This window comes from Neorhizobium turbinariae (assembly GCF_023223505.1).
Classification (GTDB): domain Bacteria; phylum Pseudomonadota; class Alphaproteobacteria; order Rhizobiales; family Rhizobiaceae; genus Neorhizobium; species Neorhizobium turbinariae.
In genome coordinates, this window is the sequence record NZ_JALPRY010000016.1 from 36,063 (window position 1) to 54,457 (window position 18,395).

An 18,395-nucleotide genomic window follows, 5' to 3' on the forward strand; every position below is an offset into this window, starting at 1 on the left:
GGCTCTACGAGTATTGCGTGCCCCTCATGGCGGTCATTGAAACAGCGGAAAGATTGCTTCCGCCTGGCTTGAGGGCCCGGCTTTTTCCGCTTACGCAAAAACTCCAGTCGATGCTGACGAGTGATAGCGACACAGCGCAGGCACAACGGCGCGCGCTCACTGCCTTCGTCATCCGCATTGCCAGTGCCGCCATCGCCTTCATCTCGCAGATCGTGCTGGCGCGGCTGATGGGCGAGTTCGAATATGGCATCTTCGCCTTCGTCTGGGTGCTCGTGATCCTCGCCGGCAACCTCTCCTGCCTCGGCTTCCACACCTCGATTATCCGCTTCCTGCACCAGCATATGGCTGAGGGCGACATCAATACCGTGCGCGGCCTGAACCTGGCCGTACGGGTTATCGCAATCGGTTCGGCCAGTGTGGTTGCTGCGCTCGGCTTCCTGTTCCTTTCCATCTTCGGTGAGACGATCGAGCCCTATTATCTCGTGCCGGTGACGCTGGCGCTCTTCACCATGCCGATGATCGCGCTCGGCGACGTGCTAGACGGCACCGCCCGCTCCAACAACTGGACCGCGGTGGCGCTGACGCCGACTTATCTGGTCCGCCCGACGCTGATCCTCGTCTTCATGCTCATCTCCCTCTGGCTCGGCGCGCCGCATACGGCGGTGACCGCCATGGAGGCGGCGCTTGCCGCAACTTATGTCACGACGCTTTTCCAGTTGCTGCGACTGACGTTCCGGCTTCGCACGCTCTATGGCAGGGGCGAGATGCGCTTTGCGCCACGGCCATGGCTGCGGGTCTCCCTGCCGCTCTTCCTGGTCGACGGCATCGGCTTTCTGCTGACCAATGCCGACGTCGTCGTTGTTGGCCTCTACCTGCCGCCGGACCAGGTCGGCATCTATTACGCTGCGGCGAAGACCATCGTCCTCGTGCAGTTCGTGTATTTCTCGATCAAGGCGGCTGCCGGCCCACGCTTCTCCGCCCTGATGGCGGAAGGCGACATGGCTTCTCTTTCCGCCTTTGCCGGGCAGACGGTGCGCTGGACCTTCTGGCCATCCCTTGCCGTCGGGCTTGCCGCGCTGGCACTGGGTGAACTGCTGCTGTCGCTCTTCGGCAGCGCTTTTACGGCCGGCTACCCACTGATGGCGATCCTGTTTGCCGGCATCCTGGCCAAGTCCCTCGTGGGGCCGGGCGAAGTGCTGCTGTCGATGACGGGGCGGCAGAACCTCTGCGTGCTCGTTTACGCCGCCACCCTTCTCGCCAGCATCGGCCTCTACATCGTGCTGATCCCGCGCTTCGGGCTGACGGGCGCGGCGATGGCGGCCGCGCTCGCGATGATGATCGAGGCGGTGCTGCTGCATCTCGTCGTGCGCCGCACGCTGGGAATCGTGCTTTTCGCCTTCGCCTCCCCCTCTCCTTCCGCATCTTCAAGGGCCCTGTGACCATGGCGCAACCTCCCATCGGCCAGGACCCCACGGGCAGCGGCGGCAGCCTTTTTTCGATGATGCAGCCGTTCCGTGCCAACCGTCCCGATGCAGACATGCGGCTGCAGATTGGCCGCCAGAGCCGCGAGCTCTGCCTTTACCCGGCAGCATTCGGATATGATCTCCAGGAAGAGCTGGAATTTCTCTCCAACCGGGCGATGGAGCCCAACATCTTCTTCTCGGCCCGACTGCTGGCACCTGCCATGCCACGCGTCGAAGACAAACAGGTGCGTTTCGCATTGATCCGCGACGAGCAAGGCGAACGCAGCCGCATGCGGCTTCTGATGCCGTTCACGGTGGAGAAGCCGGGCTTTTCCATGGGTGCCTCGATCATCCGCGTCTGGGCAAACCCCTTCGGCCCACTCGGTACGCCGCTGGTGGATGCAGAAGATGCGGCCGAGACCATGGACAACCTTCTCGAGGCGCTGGCCTCGCGCGAACTGCGGTTGCCGCCGGTGCTCGTGCTGCCGGAGATGCGGCTGAACGGACCCTTCGCCCAGTTGATGAAAGCGGTCGCGATTGGTCGCAACCTGCCGGTCTCCGTTACCAGTCCCTACCTGCGGCCGATGCTGCAGAGCGACCAGGACGGTGAAACCTACCTGAAGCACGCCGTCTCGCCGCATCACTTCCGGGAACTGCGCCGCACCTGGCGCAATCTTTCCGCCCAGGGCGACCTCACCTATTCCGTCGCCCGCCAGCCGGAAGAGGTAAGGTTGCGGATGGAGGAATTCCTGGCGCTTGAGGCAAAGGGCTGGAAGGGTCGCCGCCGCTCGGCGCTGATCAACGACCGCTACCGCTCGGCGTTCGCCCGCGAGGCCATCACCAACTTGGCCGAAATCGATGCCGTGCGCATCCACACCGTCGACCTCGACGGGCGCGCCATCGCCTCGCTGATCGTCTTCATCATGTCCGGTGAGGCCTATACCTGGAAGACGGCGTATGACGAGGCCTATGCCCGCTACTCGCCCGGCAAGCTGCTGATGATGAAGCTGACCGAATGGCATCTGGAAGACGCCAACATCATGCGCACCGACAGTTGCGCCGTGCCGGACCACCCGATCATGAGCCGCTTCTGGGAAGAGCGCGAGGAGATGGGAACGCTGGTCATCGGCCTTGACCAAAACGGCGACCGCGACGTGCGCCAGGTGGGCGCCCAGCTTCACCTTTACCGCAACACGCGCAACGTGGCCCGGCTGTTGCGCGAAAAGATCCTGTCAATCGCCGGCCGTTCGGAATAACCGCTACTCGGCTGCCGCCTGTTCGCGCAGCAGCCGGCGGATGACCTTGCCGGTGGTGGTGAGCGGGATCTCGTCCACGAAAACCACCTCGCGCGGATATTCATGCATGGAAAGCCGCGTCTTCACCCATTCGCGGATCTCGACCGCCAGTTCATCGCTCGGCGAATACCCTTGCGCGAGCACGATACAGGCGCGGACGATCTCCGTGCGCACCGGGTCCGGCTTGCCGACCACGGCAGCCAGTTGCACCGCCGGATGGGCAACCAGGCAATCCTCGATCTCGCTCGGGCCGATGCGATACCCGGACGAGGTAATGACATCATCGTTGCGGCCGACGAACTCGATGTAACCGTCCGCATCCTGCCGCCCGAGATCGCCTGTCAGCAGCCAGTCGCCCGCGAACTTGGCTCCGGTCGCCGCCTCATCACTGAAATAAGCGATGAACATCACCGGATCCGGCCGTCGCACGGCGATCTGGCCGATTTCGCCAACCGGCAAGACGTTACCATCCTCGTCCACGATCGCAATCTCGTGACCCGGCACCGGCTTTCCGATGGCACTGGCTTTCGAGACACCGAGGCCAGCAGATGAACCAAGCACGAAATTGCACTCCGTCTGGCCGAACATCTCGTTCACCGTCACGCCAAGCGCTGCCCTCGCCCACTCAAACGTTTCGCGACCGAGCGCCTCCCCAGCCGAGGTGACCGTGCGCAGGTCGAAATCGAACCGACGGCGCGGATCGGCAACCGCCTTCATCAGGCGCAGCGCCGTTGGCGGAATAAAGGCATTGCGCACCTTCATTTCGGCCATGATGCGGAAGGCCATCTCCGCTTCGAACTTCTGCGCCGGCGACGACACGACCGGGATGCCGAGCATCAGGGCAGGCAACAGCACGTTGAGGAGGCCGCCAGCCCAGGCCCAGTCGGACGGGGTCCAGATGCGGTCGCCGGGCTGGGGCGCCTGCTCATGCCCGAACTGGAAGCCGGGGATGTGGCCGGCCAGTACCCGGTGGCCATGCACCGCCGCCTTCGGCGGACCGGTGGTGCCGGAGGTGAAGATCATCAGTGCCGGATCGTCAGGCCCGGTCTCGACGATGTCGAAACGCGACGTATGCGCGCAAACAAGCTCCTCGAACAACACGGCACCGGGCGCATCGGCTTCGTTGCCGCAGAGGATCACATGCTTGAGATCGGCAAGCCGCTCCGCCAGCCCATCAAGCCGCGTCAGCCCGAACTCGTTGGTGATGATGGCGACCGCACCGGAAGCCCGCAGGCGGTATTCCAGCGCTTCCGCGCCGAACAGCAGCGCGAGCGGCAAGGCAACAGCGCCCATCTTGTAGATCGCCACATGGGCGATCACCGTCTCGAAACACTGCGGCAGGAGCAGTGCGATGCGATCGCCTTTCTGCACGCCAAGCGAGACGAAGGCATTGGCCAGCGCCGCGGAACGGGCCGAGAGCTCCCCGTAGGTGAGGCTGAGGTGCCGGCGATCCGGGGAAAAGTGCTGCAGGCAGACCCGATCGGGCGACGTGGCTGCCCAGGCATCGCTGACGACCTCGCCGATGTTGAATCGTGCCGGGATGTCCCAGACGAAGCTCTCGCGGAGCTCGTGGTATGATGTGCCGGCAGGCAGTTTCATCGGCGGTCATCTCGCTTTTTGCCGCAGCTAACATCGTTGAAGCTTGAAATACAAGCGGGTGCACGCGGGACTTGGCGGCTCCTGTTTGGTCTTTGAGATCCTGCAGTTCAGCCTTGCAAGGCGAGGCAGGGCCATGTTAGAGCGCTTGACATACCGACCGTGCCCCGTTGGCGGAATTGGTAGACGCGCCTGACTCAAAATCAGGTTCCGAAAGGAGTGCTGGTTCGATTCCGGCACGGGGCACCACCTCTCTCCACACCCTGTATTCCCGCAGCACCGCCTGCCGTGGAACCTTTTCAATTATCTGCATCTTTGCTTGCATTCTCGCGCGACTGCCATTCTAAATGGCAGTTCGGGATGGAGACTATGATGACGCAACGGTCCGTGCAGTGGTGGCGCTATCCGGGTTATGCCTTCGGTGTCCTCAGCAACGACAAGTCCTTCCGCAAGAACCCGCTGATCGGCCACCCCTATCTCAATGAACTTGGCCTGCACCGTGAACGCGTGCGGCTTGCTGCCGGCATCGCCCGCAACCGGCGAAAGTTCTTGGGGCGGTCGCTCGACCAGGCGGAACGGGAACAGTTCGAGCGGGACGGCTTTGTCATCCGCGAGAACGCGCTTGCTTCTGATGTCTTCGGGCGGATCCGCGAGTTCCTCAAGAACGAGCCGCTGCCGGCGCGCGAGATGCGCCAGGGGCAGACGGTGACGCGGATGATCCCGATCGGGCCGCAGGCACTGCAGCGCCTTCCCGATCTCGCGGAGTTTTCAGACAACCGGTCAATCGCCGACCTCGTACGTTATGTCGGCGGCTGTGGCGGCGATCCGATCTACTACATCCAGACGGTGATTGCCGAGCCGGCACGCAAGGAAGCCGATCCACAGACGGCACTGCATGCAGACACCTTCCATTCGACCTCCAAGGCCTGGCTTTTCCTGGATGATGTCGGGCCGGACGACGGGCCCTTCGTCTTCGTGCCCGGCAGCCACAAGCTGACCCGGGAGCGGATCGAGTGGGAATACCGCCAGAGCCTGATCGCCAGCAATGATGCCCGCGCCCACCATGCCGACGGGTCGTTCCGGATCACGCCGGAGGAATTGTCGAAGCTTGGCGACTACAGCCCGCGCAAGGTGACGGTGCCGGCGAATACGCTGGTCGTGGCCGATACCTATGCCTTCCATTCACGCGCTGTCAGTTTCCGGCCGACCGTGCGGGTGGAACTGCATGCCTACCATCGCGGCAACCCGTTCAACCCGCTACCCCTGTCGGGCATGAGCATGATCCCGGGCATCAAGGATCGCCGGCTCGACATCTTCCTTGCCATGTCCGACCGGAAGGCAAAGCGCGACGGCCGAGTCCCGACATGGCGCGATGTGGGAGAATGCACGGCCTACTCCGAGCCGCATATCTGACAGAGCGTCCAGGTTCTGGCGGAACGGTGATGTCCACAGGAGAGATGCGCCGATCCGGGGCACTCTTCCTGACGTGGGGCAGTTTGCTCGCGCAGCGTTAACGCGAACGTAACCAGATTTTTTGACCGGCCTTTAACTAGGGCCACAATGATGGTGATGCTGGTCGCATGACGAAGCGACTGCGCAACTATCTGCTGGCCTGCGGCATCTCACTGGTAATGTGGGTAGCGATCTTTGCCGTGCTTTTCTGGCTGTTCTAGCGCAGGCTTGGCCGGAAAATCCGCAGGGAACGGGAAGGTCAGCGCTTCAACGAGCAACGGCGCAAGTTCGGCCAGCTCGTAATCTTCAAATTCAGGCAAGTCTTCCGGCTCATTGCGGACGAACGGCGACATCAAGGCGCTCCTTTGGTAACAAGATACCATCGGACCAGGCCAAAGTACATCCATCACCCAAGCGGGTGTTGTCCGGCTGGGTCTATGCCGCCTTGGCGGTCGATTCGACTGTCGATTGGTTGATCCAGGTAACCCAGCATCCATACCCGAAGTCGCGAGGGATCATCAAGGTAGGGACAGGCAAGAAGCGATTGACCCTCGAGCCCCGCCAGCTCGCCAGCCTGGTAGGCGATCATGAACTGTTCGACGCTAAGCCCGAGCAAGGGCGACGATGGATCGTTCATTGACTGGCACCGCGTTAACCCATGTTGTGCGGTAGAAAACCGTCTGGGCCATAATAAGCAGGATGAAAGGCGCTTGCGCCACTCAATTCTTCAAGCGGCACCGGGAGAGCGGCGAGATATTGCAGTGGTGGTTAAAATACGGGCGCGGACGCATGAACGTTCGGCCTTGGTAGCGGAGCTGTTCAGTTCAGCAGGGCATACCCGCTGCAGATGATCCCCGCCCACATCACGACAGAAACTTCGGCTGCAAGAATCAGTCCCTTGGCTCGGTCAGTCATCGGCTCCTCCGGGCCAACCTCCTCGTTGGCTTGGCGATGAATCAATCACAGACTAGGTGATTTGTTCCCGCGCCGCATCCTTACTTCTCGTGGATGTTTATTCGACGCTGGCGGTTGCCATGCCGTCCGTTCCCGGTCCTGCGACAGCACCGTAGATGCTGAGCGTGCCCTGGATGGCGACAGCCCACATGGCGAGGGAAACACCAAAGGCAAGCAGGATGTTACGTAGCCGGGACGACATGAGAACTCCTTCGACACTGGCCTGATCGTGCCACAGGCGGCTTTTCGTCCGGTAAACGGCTTTGGTTAAATGCGGTTCAATTGCGCTTTCGCCCAAATCGGCATGAAGCGCTTCTCATGAAGATGTGTTCGCTTGGGGCCTGAGGTTTGGAGCAGCGCGGATTTACAGCGCGATCCGATCTGCTCTAAGTGAGCAAGGCCAAGTGGCCGGTGTCATCATCAGGAGAGGCCCATGGCCCTTTCAGCTTCCGCCACTCACGCCCGATCAGCGTTCAACGCCGCTGTCGTCGTCACGCTCGGCATGGCGGTAACCGTCGGCGGCGCGCTCGCCTTCCAGCATATCGGTGGCTACATCCCCTGCGCGCTTTGCCTGCTGCAACGCGACCCGTATTACTTCGGCATCCCGGTCGGGATCGTTGCGATCGCCGCTTCCGTGCTCAATCTGCCAGGCTGGATCACCCGCGCGCTCCTCGTCGTGATCGGCGTGATGATGCTCGTGGGTGCCGGCATGGGCGTTTATCATTCGGGCGTCGAATGGGGCTTCTGGGAAGGACCGGCGAGTTGCGGCGGCGCAGCCGGCGTCACCACCAATGCCGGCAACCTCCTGTCCGACCTCAATACCGTGCATGGTCCGTCGTGCACACAGGCCGCCCTTCGCATCCTCGGCTTGTCCTTTGCGGGCTGGAACGTGATCGCGAGCCTCATCCTCGCAGCCATCGCTTTCATGGGCGCAAAAAAGGCCGCATGACGCGGCCTATCCTGCGGTGATCGCAAAGCTGGCTCACGGCTGCAGCTCGGTATCCCAGTAGAGATAGTCCATCCAGCTTTCGTGCAAGTAGTTCGGCGGGAAGAGACGCCCGTTGTTATGCAGATCCTGCACCGTCGGCTGGTAGGGCCTCTGGTGCGGGAACATGCCGGCCTGCTTCGGCAGCTTGCTGCCCTTGCGCAGATTGCAGGGCGAACAGGCGGCCACCACATTGTCCCAGGTCGTTTCCCCGCCGTGTGCCCGCGGGATGACGTGATCGAAGGTCAGTTCGTCATGGGCGCCGCAATACTGGCATTCGAACTTGTCGCGCAGGAAAACATTGAAGCGCGTGAAGGCTGGATTGCGGGTCGGCTGCACATAGGTCTTGAGGCTGACGACGCTCGGCAATCGCATGGAAAAGCTTGGCGAGCAGACCGAATGTTCGTATTCGGCGATGATGTTCACACGGTCGAGAAAGACCGCCTTGATCGCGTCCTGCCAGGACCACAACGACAAGGGATAATAGCTCAGCGGCCGGTAGTCAGCGTTCAGCACGAGCGCCGGCAGGGCCTGCGGGGAGACTGCAATCGTCAAGTGACGCTCCTACCCGATTCGGCATCTGTATTTTCTATATTAGGTCCGCTGTTACAGGATTGTGAAGCCCAATAATGCAGGGCTTTTACTGCAAAGATGATTCTGTGACCGGAGCCACCTGACGGCGCATTTCGCTGGCGTAATAGGCCCAGAAAAGCCGGGCGGCGACCGAACGCCAGGGCTCCCAAACCTCAGCCATCCGGGCAAGTTGCTTGGCGGGTGGACGCTCATCCATGGCAAAAGCATGGCGAACCGCCGCTTGCAGCGCCACATCGCCGGATGGGAAGACATCCGCGTGCCCGCAGCAGAACATCAGGTAGACTTCCGCCGTCCAGGGGCCAATGCCGGGAAGCGAAGTCAGAGCCTTCAAGGCCTCGCCAGCTTCCAATGCGCCAACGGCTTCGAGATCGAAATGCCGGGCGACAAGCGCGTTCGCGAGGTGGGACAACGTCGCCGCCTTGGCGCGTGACAGCCCGAATGTGGCAATGACCTCCGGGGCAAGCGCCGCATAATGCTCGGCAGTCACGGGGCCTGCAGCCGTGATCCTGCGCCAGATCGCATCGGCGCTCGCTCGCGAAACCATCTGCGACACAATAATCGATGCAAGGCCTTGAAAGCCGGGGTCGTTCAGCCGAAGCGGCACCGGCCCTGCCCGCTCGATGATGGACACGAGCCGTGGGTCGAGCAACGCCAGTTCTTCCAGCCCGGCCCGGATGTCACTTTGGTCGCGGATGATCCTCTTCATCGCCGCACCTCCATTCCGAAACCCTTGCTCGCCTTACCCTCTTTTGCGAGGGGCGTTTTCCGTGGCAGAAGAAACCATGCCCGCACATCCACGTCAAAAGCCTGTCTTCCGCTTTGCTCCGAGCCCGAACGGACCGCTGCATCTGGGCCACGCATTGTCTGCCTTCCTGAACTTCGATTTGGCGCGGGAACATAACGGCCGCTTCCTGCTCCGCATTGAAGACATCGACCGGACCCGCTGCACACCCAAATTGGAAGCGGCGATTTACGAGGACCTGGAGTGGCTTGGGCTCGAGTGGGAGAAGCCTGTGCGCCGGCAGTCGGAGCGTTTTCCGCTATACCAGTCCGCGCTGCAGTCCCTGATCGACCAAGGCCTCGCCTACCCCGCTTTCATGACGCGCGGCGAGGCGAAGGCGAAAGTGGCAGCCTTTGAAGCGGAGGGAAAACCATGGCCACGCGACCCCGACGGCTCGCCGCACTATCCATGCGATGACCGTCGGATGAGCCGGGACGAGCGAGAGGCGCGGCAGAAACGTGCGAAGACCTTTGCCTGGCGGCTCGACATGCACGCGGCCGTGGCGCGGCTGAAGCAGCCGGTTTCCTGGACGGAAACCGGCTCAGGTTCGCAACAGGAGATCGCAGCCGATCCCGCAGCCTGGGGCGATGTCGTGCTGTCACGCTCGGATGCGCCCTCGAGCTACCACCTCTCCGTCGTTGTGGACGATGCTGTGCAGGAGATCACCCATGTCGTGCGGGGGCGTGACCTCTACCATGCCACCGCCGTCCATCGTCTGCTGCAGGAACTGCTGGGGCTTCCCGCGCCGATCTATCATCACCATCGCCTGATCCTCGGTGCGGATGGCAGGAAGCTGTCAAAGAGCGAAGGTTCAACCGGACTTTCGGTTCTGAGGCATGAGGGCCGCACTCCCGCCGACATCCGCCGCATGGTCGGGCTCTAGCCCGTGATGCCGGGCGTGCCGTTCCTTACGACGGCGCGAGAACACCGAATAGATCCGGTATTTCATCAGCGCGGCATTGAGCTCGGCGCCGAGCATGAAGATCACCCCGACCATGTAGAGGAAGATCAGCACGACCATGATCGAGGCGAGGCCCGCATAGGTCGCCGAGTAGTTCGCAAAGGTCGAAAGGTAGGTCGCAAAACCGAAGCCGAAGGCGGTCCAGACAACAACCGTCATCACCACGCCAGGCAAAACGTCTATCAGGCGTCGCTGCCCCGCCGGTAGCCATTTGTGCGAAAGCACAAGTCCGACGAGCAACACGACGCCGGTGCCGATCAGCCCCCAATTGGCAATCGCGCTCAGGTCTTCCAGCAGTTCCGGAAAGCGTGTCTGCGCAAAACGGGCGGCAACCGGTAGCGCCACCAGCACGATGCTGATCGCCGCGAAAACGACGACGGCGGCAATCACGTAACCGAGGCTGGCTAACCGGGTGACGTACCACGGCCGCGTTTCCGGCACGCGGTAGGCGCGGTTCAGGGAGATGCGCAGAGCCTCGACACCGTTCGAGGCGAAATAGGCGGCCGCGAGCACCGACAAGGTCAGCAACCCGCCTCGCGGCATCAGCAGGACCCGCTGGATCTCGGAGGCAATCGGCTCGGCGATATCGGCCGGCCATGTGTCGAAGAGCAGGTGGATGGCGGTCGCGGAAAAGTCGCCTGCCCCGAGGAAACCGGCAAGCGCGGTCCCGAAGATCAGGAATGGAAACAGCGCCAGCAGACCGGACAAGGCGACATGGCTCGCCATCGCCCACCCGTCATCTTCCGTAAAATGGCAGTAGGCATCCCAGACGACTTTGAACGCCAGCCTGTACCACCGGAAGGGGCGGATCTCTTCTGACAATGGGAACTCCGTTGTGACGACCTAGAAAATATGAAACTAGGGCATGAACACATAACAGAAAGCAGCAGCGAATGGACGACAAGAGAACGATCATCGTTACCGGCTGTTCCTCCGGCATCGGTGCCTACTGCGCCCGTGCCCTGAAGGCGGACGGCTGGCGCGTCTTTGCCACTGTTCGCAAGGAGGCAGATCTGGCACCGCTCGAGGCTGACGGCATCGAAGCACTGCTGATGGACTATACCAAGCCGGACACCATTGCGGCGCTGGTCGACACGGTCCTCGAGCGCACAGGCGGTCGGCTCGACGCAGTGTTCAACAACGGCGCTTACGGGCAGGCCGGCGCTGTGGAGGATCTGACGACGGACGTCTTGCGCATCCAGTTCGAGACCAACCTGTTCGGCTGGCATGAGTTGACCCGCAGGCTGATCCCGGTGATGCGGGCGCAGGGCCATGGCCGCATCGTCAACTGCTCGTCGATCCTTGGCATCCTGCCCTATCGCTACCGCGGCGCCTACACGGCCTCGAAATATGCGCTCGAAGGGCTGACGATCACCATGCGGATGGAGCTTGAGGGCAGCGGCATAACGGTCAGCCTCATCGAGCCAGGTCCGATTGCCTCCAGGTTCACGGCGAACTCGCTCATCAAGATCCACGAGAATGTCGACCTTGAAGGCTCGGTCCATGCCGAACAATACAAGCGGCAATTGAAGCGGCTGGATGGACGCGGACCGGTCAGCCGTCATAAACTGGGACCGGAAGCGGTGTATGACGTGTTGAAGCACGCCTTGACCGCACCGCATCCCAGGCCACATTATCTCGTGACCAAACCTGCAAAGCAGGGCGCCTTCCTGAAGAGAATTCTGCCGGCTGCGCTCTTCTACAAGCTCATGCGCCGGATCGATTGAGAAGATAGATGTCCAGTTTCACCACCGTACTGACCCTGATCGTCATGGGTCTTGTCGTGCTCGTGCTCATCCGCGGGCTTTTCAACATGCTCAAGGGCACCGACGCCAACAAGTCCAACAAGCTCATGCAGATGCGCGTGCTCTTGCAGGCGATCGCAATCGTGCTCATCATGCTGACGCTCTGGATCACGGGCGGCGGGCGCCCGACCTGATGTGATGGCGGGATGGTAAAGCTCAACAGGATCTACACGCGCACCGGCGACGACGGCACGACGGGCCTTGCCGCGGGACCTCGCCGCGACAAGCACGACCTGCGGGTCGAAGCCTATGGCACGATCGATGAAACCAATTCGACGGTCGGGCTTGCGCGTCTCCACACGTCAGAGATGGAAGAACTCGACCGGATGCTCTTCCGCATCCAGAACGACCTCTTCGATCTTGGCGCCGATCTTTCGACGCCCGATACCGGCGAGGTTCTGGAATACGAACCACTGCGCATCATCGACGCGCAGACGGCGCGGCTGGAATCCGAGATCGACAAGCTCAACGCGCATCTTGATCCGCTGCGCTCCTTCGTGCTGCCGGGCGGCTCACCGGCGTCTGCCTATCTGCATCTGGCGCGCACCGTGTCGCGCCGGGCGGAACGGCTGATGGTCGAGCTGTCACGGCACGAGATCGTCGGCAAGGCGGCGCTTGGATACATCAACCGGCTATCGGACTTCCTGTTCGTCGCGGCGCGTTATGCCAACGAAAAGGGCAAGGCCGACATTCTCTGGGTTCCCGGGAAAAATCGCTGACGAGAAGGCGGGAGAGGCAAACCATGTTCATCCCCCTTCACGATGCCGTCGAGCTCAAATACATCCGCGTCCAGTATGTCACGATCGGCATCATCGTCGTGAACGTGCTGGCCTGGCTGTTCACGGCAATCGCCTCGCCGGAGGCGGTCGAACATGCATCACTTGGCCTCGGCTTCATCCCGGCCGTCATCTTCGATTACGCAATCCTCGACCCGTCCCTGGTCATCGTGCCGGATGATGCGACCTTCATCACCTACGCCTTCCTGCACATGGACTTCTGGCACCTCGCCTCCAACATGCTGTTCCTCTGGGTCTTCGGCGACAATGTCGAGGATGCGCTTGGGCATATGCGGTTCCTGGTCTTCTACCTCCTGTGCGCCGCCGCGGGCGCTGCCGTGCACGGCTTCGTCGCACCCTCGGCGGAAGGGCCGCTGATCGGCGCGTCTGGCGCCATCTCCGGTGTGGTCGCTGCCTATTTCCTCCTGCATCCGCGGGTGCGGGTTTGGGTTCTCGTGCTTTTCCGTATCCCGCTGCCGCTTCCCGCCTTTATTCCGCTGGCGGCCTGGATCCTCCAGCAGTTCGTGATGCTGGCCCTCGATATGGACGGCGTGGTGTCCTGGGGCGCCCATGTCGGCGGCATCATAACCGGCGCCATTCTGGTTCTCGTGATGCGCCGCCCGGGCGTGCCGCTCTTCGACCGCGAGATCGTGACGCCGAAGGCCGTGATACCCAAATCTGGAGCCGCCAACGTCGTCACGGCCAGCGAATAGAACTATGAGAAAACCGCACAGCGCGGCGGGCGATTGGGCGTTGTATTCGCCTGAAAAATGCGTATCCATGTCGCCCACTGACAAACGAGGAACCGGCAAATATCGCAGTTTGCCGTGATTTTTAGTCAAGGAAGGACCCCATGAAGATCCTGGTGCCTGTGAAGCGCGTGGTGGACTACAACGTGAAGATCCGTGTGAAGCCGGATGGTTCGGGCGTTGAGCTGGCCAACGTGAAGATGTCGATGAACCCCTTCGACGAAATCTCCGTTGAAGAGGCGCTGCGCCTGAAGGAAGCTGGCAAGGCCGAGGAAGTCGTGGTTGTATCGATTGGCCCGGCCAAGGCGGAAGAAACCCTGCGCACCGCGCTGGCCATGGGCGCCGACCGGGCGATCCTGGTGGAAACCGATGCCGTCGTCGAGCCGCTTGCGGTCGCCAAGATCCTCAAGGGCGTCGTTGAAGCCGAACAGCCGGGCCTGATCATTGTCGGCAAGCAGGCGATCGATGACGACAGCAACCAGACCGGCCAAATGCTGGCAGCCCTCCTGGGCTGCGGTCAGGCAACCTTCGCTTCCAAGATCGAACTCGCTGCCGACAAGGCAACCGTGACCCGCGAAGTCGATGGCGGCCTGCAGACGATCGAAGTGAAGCTCCCGGCCGTTGTCACGACGGACCTGCGCTTGAACGAGCCGCGCTACGCTTCGCTGCCGAACATCATGAAGGCGAAGAAGAAGCCGCTCGACAAGAAGACCCCGGGCGACTTCGGCGTCGATACCGCGCCGCGCCTTACCGTGCTGAAGACCGAGGAGCCGGGCGGCCGCAAGGCTGGCATCAAGGTGAAGTCGGTTGAAGAACTCGTTGCCAACCTCAAGACGGCCGGCGTGCTGTAACAACCCGGAAGAGATAGGAGAACATCATCATGGCCATTCTTCTTCTGGCAGAACACGACAACCAGAGCCTCAACGACCAGACCGCCAAGGCACTGACGGCGGCGACCCAGATCGGCGGCGACGTTCATGTGCTGGTGGCAGGTTCGGGCGCCCAGGCGGCTGCCGATGCGGCTGCCAAGCTTGCCGGCGTTTCCAAGGTGCTGCTTGCCGATGACGCAGCTTATGCCAACAACCTGGCAGAGCCGCTCGCCGACCTCATCCTGTCGCTCGCCGGTTCCTACGACGTCATCATCGCGCCGGCCACGGCATCGGCCAAGAACGTCCTGCCGCGCGTTGCAGCGCTCCTCGACGTGATGCAGATCTCGGAAATCATCGAAGTCGTTTCGCCTGACACGTTCAAGCGCCCGATCTATGCCGGCAACGCCATCCAGACCGTGCAGTCGAGCGATGCCAAGAAGGTCATCACCGTACGTGGCGCGTCCTTTGCCGCTGCGGCAGAAGGTGGCTCGGCGTCGGTCGAAGCTGTCTCCGGCGGCTCCAACCCCGGCGTATCGAGCTTTGTTTCCGACGCGTTGTCGTCTTCGGAGCGCCCGGAACTGACGTCCGCCAAGGTCATCATCTCCGGCGGCCGCGCACTCGGCTCGGCTGAAAAGTTCCAGGAAGTCATCCTGCCGGTTGCCGACAAGCTCGGTGCCGCCGTTGGCGCATCGCGTGCAGCGGTCGATGCAGGTTACGCCCCAAACGACTGGCAGGTTGGCCAGACCGGCAAGGTGGTTGCACCGGCGCTTTACATCGCCGTCGGCATCTCGGGTGCGATCCAGCATCTCGCCGGCATGAAGGACTCGAAGGTCATCGTCGCGATCAACAAGGACGAGGAAGCTCCGATCTTCCAGGTGGCCGACTACGGCCTCGTTGGCGACCTCTTCGAAATCCTGCCGCAGCTCGAAAAGGCGCTCTGATTTCCTCCTTTTCGCAGTTGCGAAAAGTTCTGGAAAATTAAGAGCCAGCGGAATAACAATCTTGCCGGGCTGCCATTCGCAGTCCGGCATTCTATTATCAATGCGCGCGCTAGTAATTTAAGCGCAGAAGACAAATCTCCGGGAGTGAAGCGATGAGTTCGGTCATCAAGAACATTGGCGTCATTGGTGCAGGCCAGATGGGCTGCGGTATTGCCCATGTCTCGGCACTCGCCGGCTACAAAGTGCAGATGTACGATCTGTCGAAGGACCGGATTGAAGCAGCACTGGCCACCATCAACGGCAACCTGGCGCGCCAGGTCTCCAACGGCAAGCTGTCGGACGAAGACCGCCAGAAAGCCCTGAAGCTCATTTCCGGCTCGGCAGACGTCAATGATCTCGCACCGATGGACATGGTCATCGAGGCTGCGACCGAAGACGAAAGCGTCAAGCGCAAGATCTATGCGCAGGTCTGTCCCGTGCTGCGCCCGGACGCGCTGCTTGCCACCAACACCTCTTCGCTGTCGATCACGCGGCTTGCTTCCGCGACCGACCGCCCCGAGCGCTTCATGGGCATCCATTTCATGAACCCGGTTCCGGTCATGAAGCTCGTGGAACTGGTGCGTGGCATCGCGACCGACGAGACGACCTTCCAGGCGGCCAAGGATTATGTCGCCGCGCTGGAAAAGACGGCAACCGTCGCCGAAGATTTCCCGGCCTTCATCGTCAACCGCATCCTGCTGCCGATGATCAACGAGGCGATCTACACGCTTTACGAAGGCGTCGGCTCTGTCGAGGCTATCGACACGGCCATGAAGCTTGGCGCAAACCACCCCATGGGCCCGCTGCAGCTTGCAGACTTCATCGGCCTCGACACCTGCCTGTCGATCATGCAGGTGCTGCACGACGGACTAGCCGACTCCAAGTACCGCCCCTGCCCGCTGCTGGTGAAGTATGTCGAAGCTGGCTGGCTTGGCCGCAAGTCCGGCCGCGGCTTCTACGACTACCGCGGCGAGACGCCGGTGCCGACCCGCTAATCGTTTTTACACGCCGCCCTTGGCGGCCGCGATCAGCGCCTTGGCGTCCGGGCTATCCCAGGCGGCAGGGCCATTCATCGCCGAGATCAGGCAACCCTGTTTGTCCATGACCAGCGTCACGGGCAAACCGAAGGCGAGACCTTCCTTCTTCAGAGCATTGAAGACCCCCATCGAACTGTCGCGGTAATAACCGAGCGCGTCGACGCCATATTCGGCCAGGAACGCCTTCGGCTTTTCGTCGCTGCCGGTGTCGATGTTGACGGCGACGACCTCGAAGTCTGCGCCTCCCATTTCCTTCTGGAGCGTATTGAGGGCCGGCATTTCCTCCCGGCAGGGGCCGCACCAGGTGGCCCAGAGATTGAGGAGCACGGTCTTGCCTGCGAAGTCAGCCGTCTTCAGGTCCTGACCCTCCGGGCCCTTGAACGACAGGTCCAGCGGACGCGGCGGTTCAGCCGCCACCATGGCAGCAACCTCACCCTTGGAGAAGGCCGCAACCGACTTCACCTTGGTGACGGCACCCTCACAGGCGCCCGCCGATGCGACCAGCGACGCCTCGCCGCCATTGCCAGACCCCATATTCCTCACGTATACCGCCCCGGCGCCGGCGATTATTCCCAAAACCGCGGCAATCAAGATCAACCGGACGGAAGGAAGGCCGAAAGGTCTTTTGGTCGTCATCAACTACTCCAGGACTCGGATACTCATGGCCGACGGCACGAAGGACGCGACATCCTCCAACCAGATGTGGGGCGGGCGTTTCGCCTCAGGGCCGGACGCGATCATGGAGGAGATAAATGCCTCGATCGGTTTCGACAAGAAGCTCTACGCCCAGGACATCCGCGGCTCTATAGCGCATGCGGCCATGCTGGCTGAAAAAGGCATCATCTCGCACGAAGATAAAGACAAGATCGTGCAGGGCCTGAACACGATCATGTCAGAGATCGAGAGCGGCCAGTTCGAATTCTCGCGCAAGCTCGAAGACATCCACATGAACATCGAGGCGCGGCTGGCAACGCTGATCGGCCCGGCGGCAGGACGCTTGCACACCGCCCGTTCGCGCAACGACCAGGTAGCGCTCGATTTTCGCCTCTGGGTAAAGGAAGAGCTCGCCAAGACCGATCGCATGCTGACCGACCTGATCGCGGCCTTCCTCGATCGTGCCGAAGAACATGCCGATACAGTCATGCCGGGCTTCACGCATCTGCAGACTGCCCAACCGGTGACCTTCGGCCATCATTGCATGGCCTATGTGGAAATGTTCGGCCGCGACCGGGCGCGCGTGCGCCACGCGATCGACCACCTGGACGAAAGCCCGATCGGTGCGGCCGCGCTTGCCGGCACGCCCTACCCGATCGACCGCCACATGACGGCGAAGGCGCTTGGCTTCCGCGAGCCAACACGCAACTCGATCGACACGGTGTCCGACCGTGACTTCGCTCTGGAATTCCTTTCCGTCGCCGCGATCTGCGCGATGCACCTGTCGCGTCTGGCCGAAGAAATCGTCATCTGGTCGACGCCGCAATTCGGTTTCGTGCGCTTGTCCGACGCCTTCTCGACCGGCTCCTCGATCATGCCGCAGAAGAAGAACCCGGATGCCGCCGAACTGGTGCGCGCCAAGACCGGCCGCATCAACGGCTCGCTGGTCGCACTGTTGACCGTCATGAAGGGTCTGCCGCTCGCCTATTCCAAGGACATGCAGGAAGACAAGGAACAGGTCTTCGACGCGGCCGAGAACCTGGAACTCTGCATTGCCGCCATGACCGGCATGGTACGCGACATGACCGTGCGCGCCGACAGGATGCGGGCTGCCGCCGGCGCCGGCTTCTCCACCGCGACCGACCTTGCCGACTGGCTGGTGCGTGAAGTGGGCCTTCCCTTCCGCGAGGCCCACCACGTGACGGGCCGCGCGGTGGCGCTAGCCGAGAGCAAGGGCTGCGACCTGTCCGAACTGTCGCTTGAGGAACTGCAGGCGATAAATCCGGCCGTGACGGATGCCGTCTTCAACGTGCTTTCGGTCGATGCCTCGGTTGCCAGCCGGCAAAGCTTCGGCGGCACGGCGCCGTCCGAGGTACGCAAGCAGATCGCCTGGTGGCGCAACCGCAACTAGCGGCCAACCTGCCTCGATTAATGACTGCACAAG

21 protein-coding genes and 1 tRNA gene are annotated in these 18,395 nt (G+C 62.0%); 14 read left to right on the plus strand and 8 right to left on the minus strand.

Going from position 1 to position 18,395, the window contains the following annotated elements:
• Positions 1-26: 26 nt before the first annotated feature.
• Together M0654_RS14490 and M0654_RS14495 are read left to right on the plus strand one after the other, a co-directional pair.
• A complete protein-coding gene (locus tag M0654_RS14490) occupies positions 27-1,439 on the plus strand; it encodes a lipopolysaccharide biosynthesis protein (RefSeq protein WP_248683904.1) in 1,413 nt (470 codons plus the stop codon).
• A gap of 59 nt (positions 1,440-1,498) precedes the next feature.
• Positions 1,499-2,719 carry a GNAT family N-acetyltransferase gene (locus tag M0654_RS14495; protein WP_248683905.1) on the plus strand — a complete coding sequence of 407 codons (1,221 nt, stop codon included), beginning with the start codon at positions 1,499-1,501 and terminating at the stop codon, positions 2,717-2,719.
• Between the two features lie 3 nt (positions 2,720-2,722).
• On the opposite strand, the gene M0654_RS14500 is transcribed toward M0654_RS14495, so the two are convergent.
• On the minus strand, positions 2,723-4,357 hold the full coding sequence (locus tag M0654_RS14500; RefSeq protein WP_248683742.1) for an AMP-binding protein: 1,635 nt from the start codon (positions 4,355-4,357) through the stop codon (positions 2,723-2,725).
• Between the two features lie 161 nt (positions 4,358-4,518).
• Here M0654_RS14500 and M0654_RS14505 point away from each other — a divergent pair.
• Positions 4,519-4,603: transfer RNA gene (locus M0654_RS14505), tRNA-Leu, on the plus strand.
• A gap of 123 nt (positions 4,604-4,726) precedes the next feature.
• Entirely contained in the window at positions 4,727-5,767 is a 1,041-nt protein-coding gene (locus tag M0654_RS14510) for a phytanoyl-CoA dioxygenase family protein (RefSeq protein WP_248683743.1), read from the plus strand.
• Positions 5,768-5,976: 209 nt separating this feature from the next.
• Here the strand turns inward: M0654_RS14510 and M0654_RS14515 are convergent, their stop codons facing one another.
• From M0654_RS14515 to M0654_RS14525, 3 genes are all read right to left on the minus strand, one after another.
• Complete coding sequence (locus M0654_RS14515) at positions 5,977-6,159, minus strand: hypothetical protein (protein WP_118850744.1); 183 nt, start codon at positions 6,157-6,159, stop codon at positions 5,977-5,979.
• A 53-nt stretch (positions 6,160-6,212) separates the two neighbouring features.
• Complete coding sequence (locus M0654_RS14520) at positions 6,213-6,443, minus strand: ribosome modulation factor (protein WP_150132725.1); 231 nt, start codon at positions 6,441-6,443, stop codon at positions 6,213-6,215.
• Between the two features lie 375 nt (positions 6,444-6,818).
• A complete protein-coding gene (locus M0654_RS14525; RefSeq protein ID WP_248683744.1) occupies positions 6,819-6,962 on the minus strand; it encodes a hypothetical protein in 144 nt (47 codons plus the stop codon).
• A 231-nt stretch (positions 6,963-7,193) separates the two neighbouring features.
• Here M0654_RS14525 and M0654_RS14530 point away from each other — a divergent pair, with 231 nt between their 5' ends.
• Entirely contained in the window at positions 7,194-7,709 is a 516-nt protein-coding gene (locus M0654_RS14530) for a disulfide bond formation protein B (protein WP_248683745.1), read from the plus strand.
• A gap of 33 nt (positions 7,710-7,742) precedes the next feature.
• Here the strand turns inward: M0654_RS14530 and M0654_RS14535 are convergent, their stop codons facing one another.
• Positions 7,743-8,300, minus strand: coding sequence for an HNH endonuclease (locus tag M0654_RS14535; RefSeq protein WP_118850746.1), 558 nt, complete (start codon positions 8,298-8,300; stop codon positions 7,743-7,745).
• Between the two features lie 85 nt (positions 8,301-8,385).
• Positions 8,386-9,045, minus strand: a complete 660-nt coding sequence (locus M0654_RS14540) for a DNA-3-methyladenine glycosylase family protein (protein ID WP_248683746.1) — start codon at positions 9,043-9,045, stop codon at positions 8,386-8,388.
• A 76-nt stretch (positions 9,046-9,121) separates the two neighbouring features.
• Here M0654_RS14540 and gluQRS point away from each other — a divergent pair, with 76 nt between their 5' ends.
• Entirely contained in the window at positions 9,122-10,003 is an 882-nt protein-coding gene (gene gluQRS, locus M0654_RS14545) for a tRNA glutamyl-Q(34) synthetase GluQRS (protein ID WP_248683747.1), read from the plus strand.
• Here the strand turns inward: gluQRS and M0654_RS14550 are convergent.
• Positions 9,932-10,903: a YihY/virulence factor BrkB family protein gene (locus M0654_RS14550; protein WP_248683748.1), complete on the minus strand. Its 972-nt coding sequence runs from the start codon at positions 10,901-10,903 to the stop codon at positions 9,932-9,934. The genes gluQRS and M0654_RS14550 overlap by 72 nt on opposite strands.
• Positions 10,904-10,974: 71 nt before the next feature.
• Here M0654_RS14550 and M0654_RS14555 point away from each other — a divergent pair, with 71 nt between their 5' ends.
• The 7 genes from M0654_RS14555 (at position 10,975) to M0654_RS14585 (ending at position 16,255) form a co-directional block, all read left to right on the plus strand.
• Positions 10,975-11,808 (plus strand): SDR family oxidoreductase, encoded by an 834-nt coding sequence (locus M0654_RS14555; protein ID WP_248683749.1) that lies wholly within the window; start codon positions 10,975-10,977, stop codon positions 11,806-11,808.
• A gap of 8 nt (positions 11,809-11,816) precedes the next feature.
• Positions 11,817-12,020 (plus strand): twin transmembrane helix small protein, encoded by a 204-nt coding sequence (locus M0654_RS14560; RefSeq protein ID WP_118850751.1) that lies wholly within the window; start codon positions 11,817-11,819, stop codon positions 12,018-12,020.
• Between the two features lie 12 nt (positions 12,021-12,032).
• A complete protein-coding gene (locus M0654_RS14565; RefSeq protein ID WP_248683750.1) occupies positions 12,033-12,605 on the plus strand; it encodes a cob(I)yrinic acid a,c-diamide adenosyltransferase in 573 nt (190 codons plus the stop codon).
• Between the two features lie 23 nt (positions 12,606-12,628).
• Positions 12,629-13,375 (plus strand): rhomboid family intramembrane serine protease, encoded by a 747-nt coding sequence (locus M0654_RS14570; RefSeq protein WP_118850753.1) that lies wholly within the window; start codon positions 12,629-12,631, stop codon positions 13,373-13,375.
• Between the two features lie 140 nt (positions 13,376-13,515).
• Complete coding sequence (locus M0654_RS14575) at positions 13,516-14,262, plus strand: electron transfer flavoprotein subunit beta/FixA family protein (protein ID WP_118850754.1); 747 nt, start codon at positions 13,516-13,518, stop codon at positions 14,260-14,262.
• Positions 14,263-14,291: 29 nt separating this feature from the next.
• On the plus strand, positions 14,292-15,221 hold the full coding sequence (locus M0654_RS14580; RefSeq protein WP_248683751.1) for an electron transfer flavoprotein subunit alpha/FixB family protein: 930 nt from the start codon (positions 14,292-14,294) through the stop codon (positions 15,219-15,221).
• A 152-nt stretch (positions 15,222-15,373) separates the two neighbouring features.
• Positions 15,374-16,255, plus strand: a complete 882-nt coding sequence (locus tag M0654_RS14585; protein ID WP_118850756.1) for a 3-hydroxybutyryl-CoA dehydrogenase — start codon at positions 15,374-15,376, stop codon at positions 16,253-16,255.
• A gap of 6 nt (positions 16,256-16,261) precedes the next feature.
• Here M0654_RS14585 and tlpA read toward each other — a convergent pair whose 3' ends face one another.
• On the minus strand, positions 16,262-16,933 hold the full coding sequence (gene tlpA, locus M0654_RS14590) for a thiol:disulfide interchange protein TlpA (RefSeq protein WP_248683752.1): 672 nt from the start codon (positions 16,931-16,933) through the stop codon (positions 16,262-16,264).
• A gap of 25 nt (positions 16,934-16,958) precedes the next feature.
• On the opposite strand from tlpA, the gene argH reads away from it, so the two are divergent.
• The gene (gene argH / locus M0654_RS14595) at positions 16,959-18,362 is read left to right on the plus strand and encodes an argininosuccinate lyase (protein WP_248683753.1); all 1,404 of its coding nucleotides are present in this window, start codon (positions 16,959-16,961) and stop codon (positions 18,360-18,362) included.
• Positions 18,363-18,395: the final 33 nt, after the last annotated feature.